Annotated in this window: 17 protein-coding genes; 7 read left to right on the forward strand and 10 right to left on the reverse strand. The window is 51.4% G+C overall.

Annotation, left to right across the window (positions count from 1 at the left end):
* Positions 1-50 precede the first annotated feature (50 nt).
* The gene (locus RUH64_RS02850; protein ID WP_313811141.1) at positions 51-848 is read right to left on the reverse strand and encodes a WecB/TagA/CpsF family glycosyltransferase; all 798 of its coding nucleotides are present in this window, start codon (positions 846-848) and stop codon (positions 51-53) included.
* Positions 835-1851: an NAD-dependent epimerase/dehydratase family protein gene (locus tag RUH64_RS02855; RefSeq protein WP_313811142.1), complete on the reverse strand. Its 1017-nt coding sequence runs from the start codon at positions 1849-1851 to the stop codon at positions 835-837. Before RUH64_RS02855 ends, RUH64_RS02850 begins: the two co-directional genes overlap by 14 nt.
* A gap of 242 nt (positions 1852-2093) precedes the next feature.
* Between RUH64_RS02855 and RUH64_RS02860 the strand changes: the two genes are divergently transcribed.
* Positions 2094-3227 (forward strand): nucleotidyltransferase family protein, encoded by a 1134-nt coding sequence (locus tag RUH64_RS02860; RefSeq protein WP_313811143.1) that lies wholly within the window; start codon positions 2094-2096, stop codon positions 3225-3227.
* A 2-nt stretch (positions 3228-3229) separates the two neighbouring features.
* Here the strand turns inward: RUH64_RS02860 and RUH64_RS02865 are convergent, their stop codons facing one another.
* The 3 genes from RUH64_RS02865 to RUH64_RS02870 all read right to left on the reverse strand — a co-directional run bounded on the left by RUH64_RS02865 (position 3230) and on the right by RUH64_RS02870 (position 6565).
* Entirely contained in the window at positions 3230-4396 is a 1167-nt protein-coding gene (locus RUH64_RS02865; RefSeq protein WP_313811144.1) for a nucleotide sugar dehydrogenase, read from the reverse strand.
* Between the two features lie 286 nt (positions 4397-4682).
* Positions 4683-5408, reverse strand: a complete 726-nt coding sequence (lepB, locus tag RUH64_RS16880; RefSeq protein ID WP_396275971.1) for a signal peptidase I — start codon at positions 5406-5408, stop codon at positions 4683-4685.
* Positions 5405-6565, reverse strand: coding sequence for a hypothetical protein (locus RUH64_RS02870; RefSeq protein WP_313811145.1), 1161 nt, complete (start codon positions 6563-6565; stop codon positions 5405-5407). Before RUH64_RS02870 ends, lepB begins: the two co-directional genes overlap by 4 nt.
* 699 nt (positions 6566-7264) lie before the next feature.
* Here RUH64_RS02870 and RUH64_RS02875 point away from each other — a divergent pair.
* Positions 7265-8836 carry a polysaccharide biosynthesis tyrosine autokinase gene (locus tag RUH64_RS02875; RefSeq protein ID WP_313811146.1) on the forward strand — a complete coding sequence of 524 codons (1572 nt, stop codon included), beginning with the start codon at positions 7265-7267 and terminating at the stop codon, positions 8834-8836.
* Positions 8836-9399 carry a hypothetical protein gene (locus RUH64_RS02880; RefSeq protein WP_313811147.1) on the forward strand — a complete coding sequence of 188 codons (564 nt, stop codon included), beginning with the start codon at positions 8836-8838 and terminating at the stop codon, positions 9397-9399. The genes RUH64_RS02875 and RUH64_RS02880 overlap by 1 nt, the downstream gene beginning before the upstream one ends.
* 212 nt (positions 9400-9611) lie before the next feature.
* Here RUH64_RS02880 and RUH64_RS02885 read toward each other — a convergent pair whose 3' ends face one another.
* The 4 genes from RUH64_RS02885 to RUH64_RS02900 form a co-directional block, all read right to left on the reverse strand.
* Entirely contained in the window at positions 9612-11081 is a 1470-nt protein-coding gene (locus RUH64_RS02885) for a sugar transferase (RefSeq protein WP_313811148.1), read from the reverse strand.
* 495 nt (positions 11082-11576) lie between these two features.
* Complete coding sequence (locus tag RUH64_RS02890) at positions 11577-12296, reverse strand: SH3 domain-containing protein (protein ID WP_313811149.1); 720 nt, start codon at positions 12294-12296, stop codon at positions 11577-11579.
* Positions 12297-12383: 87 nt separating this feature from the next.
* Entirely contained in the window at positions 12384-12881 is a 498-nt protein-coding gene (locus RUH64_RS02895) for a ferritin (protein WP_313811151.1), read from the reverse strand.
* 146 nt (positions 12882-13027) lie between these two features.
* Complete coding sequence (locus RUH64_RS02900; protein WP_313811153.1) at positions 13028-15439, reverse strand: Tex family protein; 2412 nt, start codon at positions 15437-15439, stop codon at positions 13028-13030.
* A gap of 92 nt (positions 15440-15531) precedes the next feature.
* Between RUH64_RS02900 and RUH64_RS02905 the strand changes: the two genes are divergently transcribed.
* From RUH64_RS02905 to RUH64_RS02920, 4 genes are all read left to right on the forward strand, one after another.
* The gene (locus RUH64_RS02905) at positions 15532-15888 is read left to right on the forward strand and encodes a hypothetical protein (protein ID WP_313811155.1); all 357 of its coding nucleotides are present in this window, start codon (positions 15532-15534) and stop codon (positions 15886-15888) included.
* Positions 15889-15930: 42 nt separating this feature from the next.
* Positions 15931-16362: an RNA-binding S4 domain-containing protein gene (locus RUH64_RS02910; RefSeq protein WP_313811156.1), complete on the forward strand. Its 432-nt coding sequence runs from the start codon at positions 15931-15933 to the stop codon at positions 16360-16362.
* Between the two features lie 584 nt (positions 16363-16946).
* Entirely contained in the window at positions 16947-17426 is a 480-nt protein-coding gene (locus RUH64_RS02915; RefSeq protein ID WP_313811157.1) for a hypothetical protein, read from the forward strand.
* A 403-nt stretch (positions 17427-17829) separates the two neighbouring features.
* On the forward strand, positions 17830-18309 hold the full coding sequence (locus RUH64_RS02920; protein ID WP_313811159.1) for a hypothetical protein: 480 nt from the start codon (positions 17830-17832) through the stop codon (positions 18307-18309).
* Positions 18310-18453: 144 nt separating this feature from the next.
* On the opposite strand, the gene RUH64_RS02925 is transcribed toward RUH64_RS02920, so the two are convergent.
* Positions 18454-20409: a prolyl oligopeptidase family serine peptidase gene (locus RUH64_RS02925; protein ID WP_313811161.1), complete on the reverse strand. Its 1956-nt coding sequence runs from the start codon at positions 20407-20409 to the stop codon at positions 18454-18456.
* Between the last annotated feature and the right edge of the window lie 35 nt (positions 20410-20444).

Here is a 20444-nt window from a genome sequence, read left to right on the forward strand (position 1 = left end):
CGTGAATACGACCTTTCAGGCCAACGTCTTCGAATAGTTTCAGTGAAGCATCAGGCGATTGAACTTTGACCGGACTTTTTGGTGTGCCGTACCAAGCGATACATTGCATGCGGATTGGTCGTCAAGTATCTCCACGCAAGTCTCTTGGGGTCATCAAGCAAACGGTATAACCATTCCAAGCCGGTTTTCTGCATCCATTGAGGGGCACGCGGAGCGTCACCCGCAAGGAACGAATACAACCCGCCACAGGTCTTAAGCCAACCAACACCACGTAGACGCTCACGATTTCGTACGCACCAAGCTTCTTGCCGTGGTTTCCCCAGTGCGATCCATACTACGTCTGCTTGGCTCTGTCGGATCAGTCCACAAACGAATTCATCATCATCTTCGGAAAAATAGCCGTGGTGGCTACCAACGATTTTTATATCCGGATACTTACTTTGCATGTTTTTGACTGCAAGATCATTTTGTTCTTCTGTTGCACCCAGCATGAAGAATCTCAAACCGTTTGGTACTGCGACCTTTGCTGCATCATGGAAAAAGTCAGTGGTAGGGATACGCTCTGGCAATGGCGCTTCGGTGAATTTCGACGCAAAAACTACCGGCATCCCATCCGCATGGATGATGTCCGCCTTGTCCATTGTTTTTTTGAACTCGTCAGATTTGCCGGCAAGGGCAAGACCTTGGCCATTTGACGAAAATACTAGTTTTGGAAGCCAACTATCGCCTTGGTCTCTGGCAACGAGACAGTCCTCCAACATGTATTCAGCCAATTCGGTTCTGTCACATGAAATCGTTTTGAAACCGCCGACTGTCACTTCTGGATAGCGAGATTCAGTTACGGTCATCGTGATACTCCTGGTACCAATCCACGAAGTTACTAATTCCTTCTTCCAATGGCGTATTGGGAATAAAACCGGTCAGGGCCTCTAACAGCTCAGGGCTCGCCAGAGTATCTGTAACGTCGCCTGCCTGCATAGGTAGCATTGTTTTTTTAGCTTCGACGCCTAGTGCATTCTCGATCGCAGTTATGAAGCTCATCAGTGGTACAGGCTGACCACCTGCAATATTGACAACGCGCCAAGGAGCTACCGGTGAAATGGAATCGAGTTCTCCCACTTCGGAATCACCCGTACCGACTACTGGGACAGTGCGAGACAATTGCACAATGCCTTCTACAATATCATCTATATACGTGAAGTCTCTGGACATTGCGCCATTGCCGTAGACTTCAATCTCTTCGCCGCGCAACATGCGATCCACGAACTTAAAGAGAGCCATATCTGGGCGCCCCCAGGGTCCGTAGACCGTAAAGAAACGGAAGCATGTCGTCGGTATGTCGAAAAGCCCTGCATACGAATGACTAATTGCTTCCCCAGCGCTCTTGGTTGCGGCGTATAAAGACACAGGGAATCCAACGCGTGCAGTCTCTTCAAATGGGAATACTGTGTTGCCGCCGTAGACGGAAGATGTTGAAGCTAGCAAGAGATGCTTTGGTACATTGTGCCGAAGGGCTTCCAGCAAGTTAAATGTGCCCTGCACATTGGAACTGATGTAGGCGCTGGGATTCTCAATACTGTATCTAACACCAGCTTGTGCAGCGAGGTGAACTACAATTTCAGGTTTGTGCGTTTCAACGGTCTCTGTAAGTAGATGAGCGTTTTCCAACATTCCAACAACAGAGGTAAAGTTCTCGTAGCTTTCAAGGATCTCTACCCGCTTATGCTTCAACGTAAGATCGTAGTAGTCAGTAAATCCGTCATAGCCAACGACTTTGTGGCCTTCTTCAAGGAAACGCTTAGCCGTGTGAAAACCAATAAATCCTGCAGTACCAGTGATAAGTACGCTCATATGTTGTTTCCCTAAAATTGCACAGAACTGTCAGTCCTGTCCAGCTTATTCGGGAACGATTCAGACGGCAATTCCGTGAAGCATCATTGAATAATGTCTACGCAATTGTTCATTTCAACCATCTAGAAACCAGATAGCTTTGGAGCGCATACGCTTCGTTTGTCGGGTTGCGCGAAAACCCCTAGTCTAGGCGTAGCATGAACTTGAAACGAAGCATGGGAAAAATATGGAGTCACTCTTCGATGACTAATTGGGTTGCAACAGCTAACGGGGCACTAGACCTGACAGAGCTATCTGAAAACAACTCAGGCGCTGAAATCATGCTTCTAAGTACTATTCCTTCTGAACCTTTGGGCCTAGCCGGACAGCCTGCCAGTCTATGGCGTCGTTTAGTTACCGAAGGTCCACTCCACACTAAATCGTTGACGGACGACGAGCTTCAGTTAATCAACGAATTCGAGTCTGCTGGAATTGCCAGTTCTAGAACCGACAGTCCGTGGAGGCAAAGGTCAATCCCAAAACCTTGGTTAAGTTCTCCGTTTCATGAGCTCATTCACTCGCTAATTGCCCGAGTTGCAGCAGCAAATAACGTACGAGTAATTTTCATTAAGGGACCCATTCTTCATCAGCAGGGACTACGCACGCGCGAGCATTCGGGCGACGTTGACGTGTGGGTGGATCCGTCTCAAATTAAGCGGTTCGCTTCACTTTTGGAAGTGTGGGGCTGGGAATTAGTTCCTGGTTTCTGGGGCGACCTTCCGACCTACCATTCGCTCACGCTTGCTCCGACAACGTGGGGGTGCGAGATTGATTTGCATCGGCATATGCCAGGTTGTTCACTAGCTGACAGCGATGTTTTCAATATTCTGATCAATGAAACTAGTACAGTGGAATTCGCGGGCGTAGATGTCATCGCGCCTAATCGCGTTGCCAATGCGGTCATTTCCGCACTGCACTTCACGAGACCGCATCCGACGCCAAATCCTCAAAGTTCTGAAGACAACGCCGTCAGAGTTTTGGATCTTGTCGGTGTCGAAACGCTTGCGTTCTCTGACAGTATTAGATCTACTGCAGCACTAGCTCCTGCATTTCAGCGGGCATTCCCTGACACAGAACTAAAAATTGGTTATCTTCCACCACTTAATTGGAGATACCGTGCAGAAGGAAACCCCATCAAACGAACTTTCTTGGCATCACGTTCAGTAAAGGCAAGCGAATGGCCACGCTTCATATCACGCCTAGTGTGGCCCGAAGACACGGTTGCGATGCGTTTCGACAAGTTGCACGGAGGTAGGTCAAGAACTCCACTCCAGGCAAGAATGAACCGGTTTAGATACGCGGTGCTCGCGACATTCTCGTCCAAGCACCGCGTATGAGTCTAGTCTCGACCGTAAATATCGCGTGAATAGATCTTTTCTGCAACGTCATCAAGTTCGTCTGTACGTCGGTTAGCAATAATGACGCTGGCCCTGCTCTTAAACTCATCGAGATCACCAACAATTTCCGAATGGAAAAACTCTGTAGAGTGAAGGGTTGGTTCATAAACGATGACTGGGACACCTTTGGCCTTTATGCGCTTCATAATGCCTTGGATTGCCGACTCCCGAAAGTTATCAGAGCCTTCCTTCATGATGAGGCGATAGACGCCAACGACCTCCGGTTCACGTGAAAGAATGTCATCTGCTACGAAGTCCTTGCGCGTGCGGTTGGCATCCACAATCGCGGTGATCAAATTCTGCGGTACTTCTGCATAATTGGCCAACAGCTGCTTCGTGTCCTTGGGCAAGCAATAACCACCATAGCCAAACGACGGGTTATTGTAGTGCGAGCCAATTCGAGGATCTAAGCCCACTCCGTTGATAATTTGCGACGAATCCAATTTTCGCGAAGCGGCATAAGTATCCAGCTCATTAAAGTAAGCAACACGCAACGCGAGGTAGGTATTAGAAAAGAGCTTGATCGCTTCGGCTTCAGTTGGGTCAGTCAACAAAACTGGAACTTCAGTCTCCAAGCTGCCCTCAAGTAGTAGCGCCGCGAACTCTTGTCCAACCGGTCCACGATCACCCACGACAATTCGCGAAGGATGCAAATTATCAAATAATGCCCGGCCCTCGCGGAGGAACTCCGGTGAGAAGATGATCTTCGTATCCAGATACCGTTCCTGAAGCGCCTGCGTAAATCCAACTGGAATCGTTGACTTAATGATGATATTCGCATCTGGGTTTGATGCGACTACATCTGCAACAACGCTCTCAACCGTTGATGTATCGAAGTGGTTCGTTTCGGTATCGTAGTTCGTAGGCGTTGCGATGACGACGTACTGCGCACCAATGTAAGACTCTTTGCTATCTAGGGTTGCGCGAAGGTTTAGTGGAGCATTGGCTAGATAATCCGACAATTCAGTATCGATAATCGGTGACTTTCTTTCAGCAATCAAATTAACTCGATCCGCATCAATGTCAACCGCGACAACTTCATGATGACGAGCAAGAATGACTGCATTAGACAATCCGACATATCCAGTGCCAACGACTACGATCTTCATCCACTTACTCCAATACTCGTTTTCCAAAAATCCTACAAATTTGTCTTACACACGACGCTGGTTCGTCAATGAACATACTTAGATTCGCCAAAGAGCTCCAATGAATGCTTTCTAAATGACGAATCTGCAATCCAGTCCAGTGCCGCGAATTACATACGATCGAAGTTTTGGCAGCTATCTCCACAACTTGGCATCAGCAGGTAACTTCGAAACGACCTGAATACTCTTTTAACTAAATTCTATTAATAGGAAGACCCACCCAGGAAATTAAGTAAAGATACTTATGTCAAAAACTGCGAATCTTCGATAACGGCCAGGCTCGAAATATTACTTTTCCGACAATATCTTCATTTGCAGCGAACTTTGTGCAGTTTTGCTCGTCGGGTTCTTGTTTTGTGGGGGCTCCGCGACAAGCAAACACCGAGTCATTAGAATTCGACCTATGATCTCCCATCATTAGATACTGGTTGGTACCAACAGTTATGGGAGGGAAACAGCGCATCGATCGAGGCGTCGACGAACAGTCCAACGCACCTGCTTCAAATGGCAAGTCCTCGTATATGTATGGTTCGGACAGAGCTTCCCCGTCCACTTCGACAGCTCCTTGAGAACTGCAACAGCTCACAGTCTCCCCCGGCGTGCCAACAACCCGTTTGACCAGGGCATGCTGATTAGAAGGCCCGATTCCGAAAAAATCTCCGACTTCGCCAACGAACCAACGTACTCCCGTCCGAGATGGGACTTGGCCCCACGCATCGGATGCGTTGAATACTACGATGTCGCCGCGTTGCGCTTCCGCTTTTGCAGTTGGCAATTTGCTTACGTATATACGGTCTCCGACTTCAAGGGTTCGCTCCATCGATCCACTCGGCACCGCATACGGCTTGACGATAAATCCGTGAACTGTGGCAATTACCAGCAGGGCCGCAATTAGGTGAAACCACGGCGAGGATCGGACACGTTTCCAGAGGGTCGGTTTCGGTTTGCTCGATTCAGTGTTCTCACTCATCATCCAGGAACCCCTACGGTTCTCTCTTTACCCGGACGCAAGATGCCGGCACAGACCAATTCTTCGGCAACTTCTTTGACAGCACCGCGCGTATCCAAACTCGGGGCAGGACCATGTACGGATTCGATGCGGTCAACGAGCTCTTCCCACCTTTCCCCTTTGCACGCAGCGCTCCATAATTCCGGCCCAATCCCATCGAGCAAAACTACTTTGAGAGATTGAGTAAAAACTACCGTGCCGTCATCGCATGCAACGGCGTCAATGACGTCCGCTACTAGGTACGCAGCATCATGAAAGCTCGATGCGTTGTCGGAAGGCATCGCTCGCGTCCAATTTGTGTCTGTGCCTGGGACGAACAACTCCTCGGCGACTAGATGGATGGTCTCAGGCTTACCGACAGTTAAGATCTTGAAGCCACCAATCGAGGCTGCAAGTTCAGCAACTTGCGTCAGAGGCCGCTCCAAACTGATCATGTAACTCGACTGTTCAACGACTGCGACAATTCCAGCTGCAAATCCAAGTTGAGTTACTGTCGACTTTTTATCGCTTCTACCAGCGCGCTCCAAAACCGCGATCCCGCCTACTTTGAGCGGTACGTTCGGCAACGGCCGCAGGTTTAGTTCTGACGGCGAAATCTGCAGTTTGTGTCGGTGACCTTCAGTAATAACTGAGAGTGGTTTACGGTATGGATGAACAGTGCCGCCAAAATCGATTGCTATCGTTTCGTCAGAAACGTATCCGTAGTGAAGTCCAAGGTGACGTAGTGTCGTGGTTTTTCCTCGCCCTGACGGACCAGTAATGAGAGCCACTTTTCCATCGTGACGGGCAATGCCTCCTGCATGGAACATGAGCAATCTTCCGGCATTGAATTCTAGAGCAGCGAGTGTGACTTCAGTGCTCATAATAGAGTGAATTCGCTCGAAGTTTTCATCGTGAACTTCGCCCAAATCGACAACTGGCAATTCCGTCGGCTGACACCTCGGTTGGGGCGAATCGCTCCACGCCGTTGTCAATCTTTCGATCATGGCAGCAGTAGAGCCCGTTGCAGCACCATGGGGAGCCTTGATCCTAACTAAAACGCGAACTCCGAAAGCGTTGACGGTGCGCTCAGCTGTCTCTTGAGTCAGGCGATTCACTACCACCACATCTTTCTCACTCACTCGTATATCCTCCCACGGCAATCAAGAAATCAGTGAACTCCAGTGCTCACGATAATCAATGTTCATATTTGGCTCGTGAATAGTGGCTTAGTTGAAACCGCAATGCGCGGGGCGACAGGTCCAGCACTATTTCCAACTCGGCATGTCCCGCCAACCTTCGCAGTTAGGTGTAGTGGTAGCTTACGAATGTTCCTTCCCCAAAAGATTGCCTGTCATTCGTTCCTATGGCGCTTTAAGCGTCAACCAATTCTGACCGGTCATACGAAATTCACCTGGTCTGAGGCAGCTGGTGACAGTTCCTAGATTCCGTTATTTCTTAGCTCGCAATCGTTTCCACGGGTAGGTTATCAGGACAACAGAACCACCATGAATATTGCGGAAAGGTATATCTAAAAGTTCCAATGAATGCTCTACTATCTTGAATAGCCATCAGCACCGATGCATTACAGAGAAGCTTTTTGAATTAAATAGCTAGTAGATCTCAATATTTAATGCGAAGTCAATGGACTGTCCGGTAGAATCCTCGAGATGCTTCCGCTCATGCTTCCTATTATTTGACGTGCTTCAATGTGCGGGGAAAAGTCTTTGGACTTGCCCGACTTCATGTTTCAGTCCGTGTTAGCTACTGAGCTAACATGATAATTGACGATTTATAGTTTTCCCCTGCTCTTCGGGCAGAAGATCGAAAGGCCCACGCTCGTGGAGTTGAAGGACTATTGGCGAATTTTTCGTGCTCACTGGATTACGATTGTCGCCATCACAGTCGCAGGTGGATTAATCGGCGTTGGATGGGCTCTAATGCAGCCTAAGGTCTATGCTGCCTCCGCCAGTGGGCTATTGACTACCGGTGTTAACAGCGACATCAGCACTGCAACTATTGGCGAGAATTATGCCAAGTCCCGCGTTAAGTCCTATATTGACATTGCCAAATCCACAACTGTGGCCCAGACTGCGGCTGATGAACTTGGGTTAGATATTGCCCCCAATCAGCTTCTTCAACAAATCGAAGTCACCAATCCACTTGATACGGCAACCATGAAGGTTACTGCTGAGGCCGATAGCGCGGCAAACGCGCGAGATCTCGCAGAAGCTTGGATCAAAGCAATTGGCAAGCAAGTCTCAGAAATCGAAAATGCGGACAGTTCAGGCAGTCCACAAGATGCCCAGTCGATAGTTTCGTTCAGGTCATTGGACTCTGCGCTCCTTCCTCGGAGCCCAATATTTCCTAATAACAAGTTAGCGCTGGCAATCGGGCTGCTCGTAGGGGCAGTCATTGCCTTTGGATACGCACTGTTGCGCAACATTTTTGACCGCCGCGTTCACTCAGTTGAGGAAGTTGAACGTGAGACGGGTGTTTCTGTTATTGGCACCATCCCCTACCACAAGGGATTCACTGCCGAACAGCGAATGCTCGAAAGCACCGGTGGCAACGACCAGAGTCAAAAAGGTCGTGAAGAGTATGCCATCGCAGAGGCGCTTCGTGAACTGCGTACGAACCTTCAGTTCATGAACATTGACAATCCTCCACGCAAGATTGTCATCACCAGCGCACTCCCGGCTGAGGGCAAATCAACTATGATTGCCAACTTGGCTAACACCATTGCCGCTTCGGGTCAGAATGTCGTTGTCATTGATGGCGATCTTCGCCGACCAATGGTCGCAAAAACTTTCGGTTTGCTTGAAGGAGTCGGCCTTACCGATGTTCTCATTGGTCGAGCTCGACTCACCGACGTTCTGCAGCCTTGGGGATCCAGCGGAAAACTGTTCGTCCTGGGCGCCGGAAAGATTCCACCGAACCCAAGCGAACTCTTGGCTTCCAAGGCTCTCCACGACATCATCGATGATCTCGCTGAACACGCTATCGTCCTCATCGATGCGCCGCCATTGTTGCCCGTGACGGATGCTGCAATTCTGACAGCACGTACCGATGGTGCATTAGTTGTTACTCGAGCCAACCGAACCACTTATGACGAACTTAAGGCTGCTCTGGAAAACGTCACCAAGGTGAACGGGCATGTCCTGGGCATCATCATCAACGGAATCACAGGCAAGGGCCTCGGCGGAGATGGGTACGGATACCGATACCGCTCGTACTACGGCCGAGCCCAAGAGCCGGCACCAACCACCGGTGCCATTCAGGTCGATGAATTTGATGGGCTGCTGAAAAAGCAGGATGAGGGTACAGATTCTAAGCCTGAGAACGAACCCAATTTCGATGCTGAGTATGCAGATATTCCGCAGGCTCGACGAGGTAGGCGAGTCTCCGAATAATGAGCAGGAGAGCCCAGCGCCAAAACATCATCACGATCGTCACTGTTTGTACGGGCAATATCTGTCGGTCGCCGTTGGCAGAACAGGTGTTGCAAATGCGGCTTGCCGATGATTCTCGTTTTGAGGTTAGCAGCGCCGGGCTTCATGCCGTCGTCGGTTCCCCCATGGACCGAGATGCAGCCTTACAACTCCAAGCACATGGTGGAAATCCTTCCGGGCTCCGCGGTGAGCAGCTGACAGAGAGTCACGCAGCTGCGGCAGATCTGATACTCACCATGACCAAGGGGCAGCGTGACGAGCTCATTCGTCGTTTCCCGATCGCCATGCAGAGAACATTTACTATGGCTGAATTTGCTACTCTTTCCGAGTTGCAGCAGGACATCTCAGTATCAACAACCGAGACCATCGTTCGGGCCGCGCGTGGTCGGGCACAAGCCAGATTGTCAAAGTCCGACGATGTTCCTGATCCGATCGATGCTTCGGCTGGTGTACACGAGCTAGTCGGCAATCAAATTGTCGCCTTGGTCGACAGGATCGCACCAGCATTGTTGAACACCAAATAGAACATTGCCCCCGCCGCTTGGCGGGGGGCAATGCTTTGTCTACCGGTGAAACTAGGAATCAACTACTCGTGCGTCGGGTCAGGGACAAGCTTTCATACTCTAAATTACCCCCCATAAGCTTTCGCAACTGTGAAGCTTAGTTCCGCAAATGGTTTTTGCAGCCGTCGTGTCAGCGGCTAGGCGTTTCAATAGCAGCTCCATGCCGAGAACGTTTAGTAGGCTCCTGCTTTGCCGAATACGGCCTTGACTGTGCGGACCATAATGGTTAGATCTTGAATAAGCGACCAGTTTTCAACGTAAAACAGGTCTAGTCTGACGCTCTCGTCCCATGTGAGATCCGAACGCCCACTGACTTGCCAAAGGCCGGTAATTCCTGGCTTGACCAAGAGCCTACGTTCTACATATCGCTCATACTGGTCGACCTCAGATTTGAGTGGCGGACGTGGGCCCACCATGCTCATATCGCCTTTTAATACGTTCCACAGCTGTGGCAACTCGTCAATACTATAGCGGCGGATGAAGGCACCAACTTTGGTAACCCGTGGATCCTCTTTCATCTTAAACAAAACACCGTTTCCGGTGGAGTCGTCTTTCAACTCTTCGACCAGTTCATCCGCATTGACAACCATAGACCGGAATTTATGCATCTGGAATACTTCACCGAGTGTCCCCACACGCTCTTGCTTGTAGAAAATAGGACCAGGGGAGCCTAACTTGATGGCAATCGCCGTAAGTAGAAACACTGGTGAAAGTAAAACCATTGCCAGCAGGGCACCGACAATATCGAATCCCCGTTTTACTCCGGCTTGAATACCTACTAGCTTCGGTGTGGAGACGTGAATTAATGGAAGTCCAGCAACAGGCTGAGTATGAATTCGCGGACCAGCAATATCCGTCAGGGCTGGAGCCATGACCATTGAGATACTGCGCGATTGCAATTCCCAACCCAGCTCTCTGATCTTGCGTGGTTTGATATTTGAACCAGCAGAAATTGCCACGACGTCAATTTCGCTATTGTCGATGGCCGATACAATGTCACTCACTTCGGTCGACACAGTTAGTACCGGTACAGGTAACTCATTTCCTGTCGGCGAAGTGAAGCTAAAACCTGGAAGTGCAGCAGCAGCAGCATGATAGCCCGCTTCAGGCGAGCTTTCTAGACGCTCAAATAGATGAACTACAGCGCTGGGCGATCCTAAGAGTAAGACGTTGCGCGTGAAGCTACCATTGCGTCGGTTCTTTCTGATCCACTTGCTGACGGCCCAACGTCCCACGACGAGTAACACTGCACCCACAGGTAACGCGATTCCCACGTAACCTCGTGCAGTGTTCAGTTGGAAGGCATAAGAAACGATGGCAATTCCGCCGAAGAAATACACAGTGGCGCGAGTTACGTCCTTGTATTCATCGATCCCCGTGCCAAGTACGCGAATATCTCGACTGCCGGAGCTGCCAATGGCCAACCACCAGACAATGGCCAAAACTACCGAGATCATCCAATAACTAGGATCGAAATTTACAAAAGTTAACTGCGCGTGTGAATCTGGGCCGAAACGAACCAATTGAGCAGTAGTCATGGCGGCAATAATGGCCAAGGCGTCTACGTAACCGACGAGACGAGGAAGAAACTGACACCACTTGCTCGGATCGGTCAGTAAAGTGTCGCTCTCAATTAAGGTCATGCATTCCCACTTTGCCTTGCTTTGAAACTCTACGTACTTGCAACTTTTCCCCAGGTAACAAAACGGTGAACGAGGTATTTATCAGATGCTGTTCATCAGTATTTTAGCTCCAAAAATATCAAACACCATAATTGAAGCAGAAATGCGAAGCACGTTTCTTGAATCACTTTTTCTTTTTGAACCTTGATCAACACATTCGAACACAGATGTATTGCTTCTAATTACCCAAAATAATGCAATTAAGATTTCAAAGGTAAACGGTTGGAACAGAAAATCGGCCAATCAACATGGAGCTAGCGGATAAGTAAATTACGTGGAAACGATGGGAATCTCAACGAATATTTACAACTCTTCCATGATTCAAACTGCGTTCCAACAAAGAAGATCTTGGTCGCGTTCTAATTATTCGCCCTGTCAAGAGGATTTGAAAAATTGCAAGAAATTCATTCACCCCAATATGCCACAGGCTAGTTAGAGTATCAAGGAACTATCGGTCTAGTAAACGGTACGTAACTGACTCGCCGGCACCCACATTCGTTCACCATCGCGTTCAATTTGCCGCCATGCCCCTTGTCGCGCCACAATGATGACCGCAGTGTCAGTTTGTAGTATCCGTGCCAGTCCGTGGTGGTCTCCGGGGCCCCTGCGCGCATTCAATCGAATAGTTGTTAGCGCCCGCTGATTTGGTACTGCGATCAGTCCACCTTGAGCAGGGCGCGAAGGTAAGCGGTGCAGGTACATACTAGGCACCCAACCCAGCAATTGATTACATTGAATCTGCGACCATAAGCCTTGCTGCAGGATCAGTCGTACCCGAGTGCCGTGGTCGATGACCTTCAACACCGGATAACCAGTTCCGCTCCCCTTGCGCAAATTGAGCGTTGCTGTCGTTTCATGAGTAGTTTCAACAAGTGCATAGCGACTGAGCACTGGCTCTTCGCCCGTCCCTTGAACTTTCTGCACGGACTCTTCCAAGTCGGCAGGAATTGGTTCAAGGTAGATATTCGGAACCCAACCATAATTTTGGTGTACATAAACATGAGCCCAAGAACCTTGGATTTCAACTAAAGCTAGTTCTGTACCTTGTGCCAACGTGCCTTGCACCAAGTAGTGGCGTCCTGCTCCTTTGCGGAGTTTCAACGTTGCAGTTGTGCGATGGGTACGCGTCGCAGACGACGATACTGCCGTTGCCTGCCGATAGCCCACTTGTTTCACGACCACCTCAAAAGAAAACTTAGGGAAGCAGCAAATGTGCTGCTTCCCTAAGTTTATTCCATTTTTAGAAGTTGTTTCTTCTGAGTTTTAGCTCTCCTTACGCGAACCAAGTTCAGCGTCCAAGCGGAGAAGACCGCTGCCGTCATTTCCGATCAGCTTCACGCGGTCAAGAATCTCGCCAACGGTAGCTTCTTCTTCAACCTGCTCATCGATAAACCAGTGCAGTAGAGGGATCGAGTCGATGTCCCCTTCGGTCTGTGCAAGACGGTACAGCTCGCGGATGGCCTCCGAGACCTTCTGCTCATGAGCCAAGGATGCTGCGAATGCGTCAGCGACCGTTTTCACGTTGACGACAGGAGAATGCTGCTCACCAATCTGTGGATGGGCAGAGCGGTCGGTCATGTGATTCATGAACTTCTCTGCGTGCTCAATTTCCTCGCCAGCTTGAGCGCGGAACCAACCAGCAATTCCTGGAAGGCTCAAAACGTCCATTTCAATTGCCAGCTGACGGTAAACCGTAGCCGCGGTCAGCTCGAGGGTTACCTGAGTGTTGAAGGCTTCTGCCAGTTTTCCTGTAAGTTCCATGTTCAATAGACTAGGTCGCTTTCAGAGGTTTGTCACCGAAGTTTGGACACACTTAGTTAGTTCCGAATTAGGCCATAACCAACAGTTGGCCTGTAGTTAAGCAAGCCGGTGCTAACCAAGGCGACCGTTACCAAAGGCGTGGGAAATTACTTTCCCAAGCCCGCTCTCCTCAGAGCTTCCGCCATTGCAGTATTTGCGGCTGGTTGCTGAGACTTGGAGGCGTTCTGTGAACGGTTGCGCTGTGTTCCTCGTGGCTGTCCAGACTTCTGTTGCTGAGCACCGCCTCGCGGTCCACGATCACCTCGCTCCGCCCGCTTGCCCTGCTCCCCCGAAGCTAGTTCATCGTCGAGTCGAAGCGTCAGCGAAATACGCTTGCGCACAGTATCTACTTCCAATACTTTTACCTTGACGATTTGACCTGAGCTCACGACCTCACGAGGATCAGAAATGAACTTATTGCTCATCGCTGAAACGTGAATTAGGCCGTCCTGATGTACTCCCAGATCAACGAAGGCACCGAACGCTGCAACATTTGAAACCGTGCCCTCCATAACCATTCCGGGCTTGACATCCTTAACGGATTCCACGCCCTCTTTGAGCATCGCTGTCACGAACTCACCGCGCGGATCTCGCGCAGGGCGCTGCAATTCAGCAACAACATCTCGAATGGTCGGCTCACCAAATTGCTCGGTGACAAAATCTGCTGGCCTCAGCTCTTCGAGGCGCCTCCCCTGATCAGCCGCAGCCTGCTGCAAGGTGCGCGCCAATTCATATGCTTCGGGGTGAACCGACGAGGCATCGAGCTTTTCTTTCCCGCCAGTGATACGCAGAAAGCCTGCACATTGTTCAAAGGCCTTGGCTCCAAGCCTGGGTACCTTGAGCAAGTCCCTTCGGGTTGCGAAGGGGCCGTTCGCATCTCGATGCTCGACGATGTTTCGACTCAGCAGTGGCCCGACGCCTGCGACACGGGCCAGCAGCGACGGCGAGGCAGTGTTAACGTCTACTCCAACAGCGTTCACACAATCTTCAACAACTGCGTCAAGAGCTCGATCGAGCTTCGAGGCCGTGACATCATGCTGATACTGACCCACACCAATTGATTTAGGATCAATCTTCACCAATTCAGCCAATGGGTCCTGAAGCCTGCGGGCAATAGACACTGCACCGCGCAAAGAAACATCCATACCTGGCAGTTCTTGACTTGCAAGTTCTGAGGCCGAGTACACCGAAGCCCCCGCCTCAGAAACAATGACCTTGCTAATGTCCTTGGTACCCAGTGCCTTGATCACGTCCGCTGCCAAGCGATCTGTTTCACGGCCTGCTGTTCCATTGCCGACAGCAATAAGCTTGGTACCGTGCTTCTGCGCCAGATTAGTCAGGATGGCCACTGACTCGTTCCATTTGTTGGCAGGGGCATGAGGATAAATGGTTGCGGTTTCGATTGCTTTGCCGGTGAGGTCTACAACTGCGACTTTGACTCCTGTACGCAGTCCCGGGTCAAGGCCCAGGACTGCTTTGTTTCCTGCCGGAGCTGCCAAAAGGACATCGCGTAGGTTTGCTGCAAAGATCTTGACTGACTCATCCTCAGCTGCATCGAAAAGTCGGGACCGCAAGTCAGACTCGAAACGAGTTAGCAGACGTGCTTTCCATGCCAAGCGCACGGTTTGAGATAGCCACTTGCTGGCAGGTGCATCGGCGGGGGCATTGATCCCCAAAGACGCTGCGATGGCATTCTCATAGCCTGCACGTGCATGCTCGACCGCGTCGTCGTCACGCGGATCTGCTTCAGCCAACTGCAGATTGAGCACTCCGTCTCGTTCTCCGCGCAACAACGCAAGCACGCGGTGCGAAGGCAGGTGGTCGAGGTCTGCCACGTAATCCAAGTAATCGGAGTACTTGCCGGTGCCTTCAGCGCTTGCACCAGCAGCCGTACTTGCGCCGATCTTACCGGTGTTCCAAAGGCGTTCACGCAAGTCAGCAGCAAGCACGACGTCTTGTGAAACTCGTTCGGTTACGATGGAACGCGCTCCCGACAAAACATCTGCATCCGTACCGAATCCAGCCTCAGCGTTCAGGTATTGCGCTGCGGCTTCCATGGGATCTGTTTGCGGATTGTTAAGGAGTAAATCAGCCAAGGGCTCCAAGCCGGCTTCACGCGCAATCTGAGCCTTGGTGCGCCGCTTAGATTTAAACGGAAGGTAGATATCTTCCAATTCCGACTTAGTGGCGGCAGCAGCAATGGCGGCGTCCAGTTGGTCCGTCAGCTTCCCAGCCTCTGTGATGGCTTCGCGAATAGTGACCCGTCGTTCTTCAAGTTCACGTAGATAACGAAGGCGTTCTTCCAGCAAACGCAACTGACTGTCACTGAGCATGCCGGTGACTTCTTTGCGGTAGCGGGCAATAAACGGAACTGTGGAACCTGAATCCAGTAACTCTATGGCTGCCTTAATCTGCCACGGCTGCACGGTTGATTCCGCAGATAGTTCCTTCGCCAACTGCTCGATAATGCGTTGCTCAGTGGAGGTTTTAATTGCGTTGATCTTCTGTTCGCTACTCACCGAACCATTGTGCCCCATCCAACTTAAGGTTCTGATGATCAACTCGGCTCACATTCAGCAGATCCTAAAAGTGTGAAGATACACTTTTTCTCATGGGGAAAGTGAAACTTCGTAACGCATCAGTTCTCGTACTGATGTCTGCATTGACCTTGATGACCGCCAGCTGCTCGGTCATCGAAGATAGCGCATCATCAGCAGCAAGCCAACTCACCGATGCAGCTTCTAAAGAAATCGTCCGCCAGGCGTGCGCACCGGTTCAGGACGGAACCATTGACGCCAGTGAACTGCGCGTCCTCTCATCAATGGTGGGCTCCGTAGAAGGCGGCGGATTGCCGCAGTCATTGGTCGACGTGCTCAACGAACTTGCCGACTCCGGTGACAATGTTTCGAAATCCTTGCAGGATCGGCTGGTCCAGGCTTGTGATGACGCAACTGCGCAAGCCAACTAGCCAACACGTAGGGCACAGCCATATCTGATCTAAACTTTATCTATGGTCGAAATTCCTACCAGCGGCAAAATTCGTATCGATGCTTGGCTCTGGGCCGTACGTGTTTACAAAACCCGTTCCGAAGCAACAACAGCGTGCCGCGCCGGACATGTTCGGCTCAACGGAGTTTCAGTTAAGGCTGCCCAGACCATAGTTCCCGGCGATCGAGTACGAGTGCGCAAGAACCGATTCGATCGTGAGCTGGAAGTCGTGGGCCTGATTCCTAAACGTGTCAGTGCAGCTCTCGCGGTCAAGTGCTACATCGACCATACTCCGCCGCGCGAACGAGTCATGGTTCCTCAGGTTCCCGTTCGCGAGCGCGGTGCTGGTCGTCCCACGAAAAAGGACCGCCGAGAAATGGATCGTTTGCGCACTTCGTGGCAGGTCCCGGAAGAGCCATTAGAACTTCCCGATGCAACTCACTCGGATATCTGAGTTCTACTCGCGATATTGCAGCTGAGCATTGCAACTCTGGCTCCTCACCGACGTGTTGTATCCAAGCAGCGTACCGCACTGAACAAATGCATTTCAGCCGCTGGTGGCGACGCATCGCCGTCACGGACCAAGTCGTACATATCGTGGTTCTCATGCAAGAGTTCTAGAATACCCAACCTCATTATCCGGACCTTCTAGTGGCTTCAGGTTCTGGACTACGAAACCTCATGCACGATGTAGGCAAATTGTTCCCCGCTTGGCTGACTCAATTGATTCAGAGTGTCATCAGCACTTCGGAGTGAGCTTTCAAATCTCCTACACTCCACATTTCCGTTCAAGTTCCATTCCGATTTCACGATTCGCGAATTGGAACTAGGATTCAGAACAGTTCATCGTTCGACGATCAAACAATCTGATGAGTATCAGTTCATTATTCAAAAAGAATCCGAATGGCTAATACTCAATCGACCAACCACTGATAGTGTAGTTTTCGTCCCAATCTTAAATGTTGGTCTCGAACGGGCTGATTCCCGGTTGTTAGGCTCTACATCTTAGGATTAGCCTTCCCCCAAGGAGATCATCTCGTGACCGAACAAGGTACAAAGTCTGGCATTGACCGCCGCACCATCGTTAAGGGCGCTGCTTGGGCAGTCCCAGTAGTTGCCGCAGCTACCGCTGTACCAATGGCTTCCGCTTCCGTTCCTGCAGACCCTGCCGACGTAGCTGTTACGGTCTTCGGCCAGTCCGGACAACTTTCACGCGGCATCGAAACTCACCTGATTGATGAAAACTTCCAGCCGGTGCCGTTCCCCGAAGGAACGACGTTGACTATTACGGTCACCAGTGTTGATGGCGGCACTATTACCAACCCTTCGGTCACCGGAGCAACCCCAAACGGCTCTAGCCAGGATGGCGACGTCTACACCTTTAATTACATCGTGCCACCTGGTGAAACTAGCGTCACCTTCAAGGGTGACGTCACGGGAACTGTTATCATTCAGGCGACTTACACCGGTCCATTCGGCACGCTCAGTTCCGATCCGGTTACGGTAACTGGAGCCTAGTCACCAAGGCTCGCCGCACCCCATAAATTGTCTTCAGTGGAGGCGTTCGTATTCAGCGACGTCTCCACTGGGCTTTTAACTCGATGCTAGATGCCCAGCGCACTGGACTCAGAAGTAATCCCTGCCCCAGCTTGTAGATCAGGTGCACGCTGGGATCGCATGAACGAAGCACGGCAGCGTCAATTGCTCTTCTGCAGCCTTCAACCATCGGCCACGGCCATTTTCAACATGGACCCAAGCGATCAATTTCGTCGAAACGAATGGATATTGCCAATCCAAATTCCACGCCATAATGCTTGACTGCCGACAAAGCACCCTCGAGCTTCTCATCACCCATTGATTAATTAATCCGATCGATGATATTCCTTGATAAAGAAAATGACCGTAATCTGGGAGCTAATATATGAATAATATCAATTCTGGAATCAACCGCCGCGCCGTCGTTAAGGGTGCTGCGTGGGCAGTACCGGTAATAGCTGCGGCTACGGCTGTTCCATTAGCATCAGCGTCGTCCTCCGTTGAGCCAACCGACGTATTTATCGGTGCCTTCGGACAAGATGGACAAACCAATCGCGGTGTCGAAACGTTTCTCATCGGCCCAGCACCAGCCTATGAAGTTGTTCCCTTTCCAGCAGGGACTACCCTAGTCATCACCGCCACGGCCACTGCCAACGGTATGATCGAGAATCCGACGATGACTGGTGGAACCCTCATCGATCAAAACCATAGCGGCAACGTCTACACCTTCACTTACGCAGTCACAGAAGGCGGGACATCGGTTCGTTTTGCCGGCGAAGTCACCGGAACTGTCTCGGCACAAGCCACCTTTAGCGGCCCATTCGGTACATTAAGCTCTACTTCGGTTCCGCTCGTCGGTGGATGACGGTCGGTTCCTCGCACTCGCCGACTTCAGCCGAGCAGTCTCTCCAACGGCACATCTCTGCTTTCAATGAGGCCTCTACTCATTTATCCTCTTAGCGTCCTCGCGCTCCTTGATAGTTTGAAGAGCTCTCTTGAAAGTAATTCCTCACAAGAGTTCAATCGCTGGTACGTCTGCCTCGAACTCGAAGATCTGCGCATAGAACGCCAGCGAGCTTTCCAACGCCTTGACAATGTTCTCCAACTTTCTGAAACCGTGCTGTTCTCCCTCAAAGAGAATGTACACATGCGGGATTCCGCGCTCGGCGAGCGCGTTGGCAACGACCTCAGACTGTGCCGGCGGAACGACCCTGTCCTCATCTCCCTGCAATAACAGCACCGGGCAAGAGATCTTTGAGACGTGGTTGATCGGCGCACGTTTTTCATACAGTTCCGCAGCCTCAGGGTACGGCCCAACCAAAGAAAACATGTATTGGGACTCGAAGTCGTGCGTATCTTGAACGAGCCCAACGAGGTCTGATACTCCATAACGACTGATGCCTGCGGTGAATACGTTGGAGAATGTCAGTGAGCAAAGTACGGTCCATCCGCCTGCACTGCCGCCTTCGATTCCGATGCGCTGCGGATCAGCGATCTTACGGGCAATCAACGACTTGATGACTGCCACCGTGTCGGCAACGTCAACCACGCCCCATGCCCCACGCAGGCGGTTGCGGTACTCACGCCCGTAGCCGGTGGAGCCGCCGTAGTTGACGTCTACCACGCCGATTCCGCGGGAGGTGTAGTAAGCGACTGCTGCGTTCAGCGTTGCTGCTGCTTGGGCTGTAGGTCCGCCGTGAACAAAGGTGACGAAAGGCGGCAGCTCCCCATCGAGGCCGGCATATCCGTCCTGATGTGGCCTGTACAGCAGCGCGTGCACTGTTTGCCCAGCCTCATTGCTGCATTCGAATTCTTCAACCGAGGGAAGCATGGATGGATCGGGCAGCTGCTGAATTGAGTTGGAGATTGCCCGGTGTTCCAAGGTATTTAGATTGATCAGGGTGATCTGTTCGCCCTGGGTCATGGATGAGGTTCCGGCAAGCAGCCATCCATCCTTCACCTGCAATGGTCTGATTCGGCTGAAGGGCAGGTTGAGGTCCTCCACTCCCCCGGTTAGTGCATGGACGCGCGCGAGCTTGGTGGTTCCCGTGCCGTAGGAGCACAGCAGGGTGTGCTGGTTTTCTACGAGATACCAGTTGGTGCCCACCTGCCATAGTGGTCCAGCAAATTCTGCTGCGCGGTCTACCAGCCTGGTAGTTCGAGATGAACTGACTTGATAGATGTAGGGGTTCCACCAGCCTGACTTATCGCTGATGAACGCAAGCCGATCCTCATCCACCCATTCCGGCTGCATGATCGAAACATCGCCAGCACCCGCGATGATGACATCTTCCAGTTGGCCGTTGTCGGTAAACTCGGCCAGGTGGAGAAGTGTCCCGTCCCAGGGCATGTTCGGGTGTTCCCAGCTGATCCATGAAAGCTTGCTGCGATCGGGGCTTAGGCGGGGTGCGGCGACAAAGCGTGCAGGTGCCGTCAGCACGCGGATGGCAGTGGCATCCTCGGCCGCTGTCCCATCCAGTGGGATTTGAACTATGTGCCGTGTTGGAGTACCCCTGAGGTCCTCCATGATCGCCAGTACCGTACGGTCCGGGCCTTGGACGAACTCCGCAAAACGCAATACCGGATCGGATTCCACCATTGAGTCGGGGGTCAGGGCAATCGGTGCCACCTGACCAAACTGCTGCAGGTAGACGCGCTGGTCAGCGAAGTTGGAGAAGACGATTCCGTCTTGCAGCTGGCCAGTGATCAGACTCCAGCTTGAGCCGCCGTACTCATGGACGCGCGAGCGCACGTTATAGGGCTGTCCGATCAGCTGTTCCCCTTGTTGCCCCAGATCTAGTGAATAGGACATCAGGGTATTGCGCCCGCCTTCATCTGGCCGGCCTTCTTGGACAATGATGCGATCGTTGTAGAAGCAGGCTCCGCCCAGCGGTTTTGTGCCAGCGGCAACATCATGAGCTGTAATCGTCGACGGCCAAGATCCAAAGGGCAGTTTCGTAGGCATAATTTGATCCTAACCAGCTTTGTCTTGGCATACGA

The organism is Glutamicibacter sp., assembly GCF_032154645.1.
Lineage (GTDB): Bacteria > Actinomycetota > Actinomycetes > Actinomycetales > Micrococcaceae > Glutamicibacter.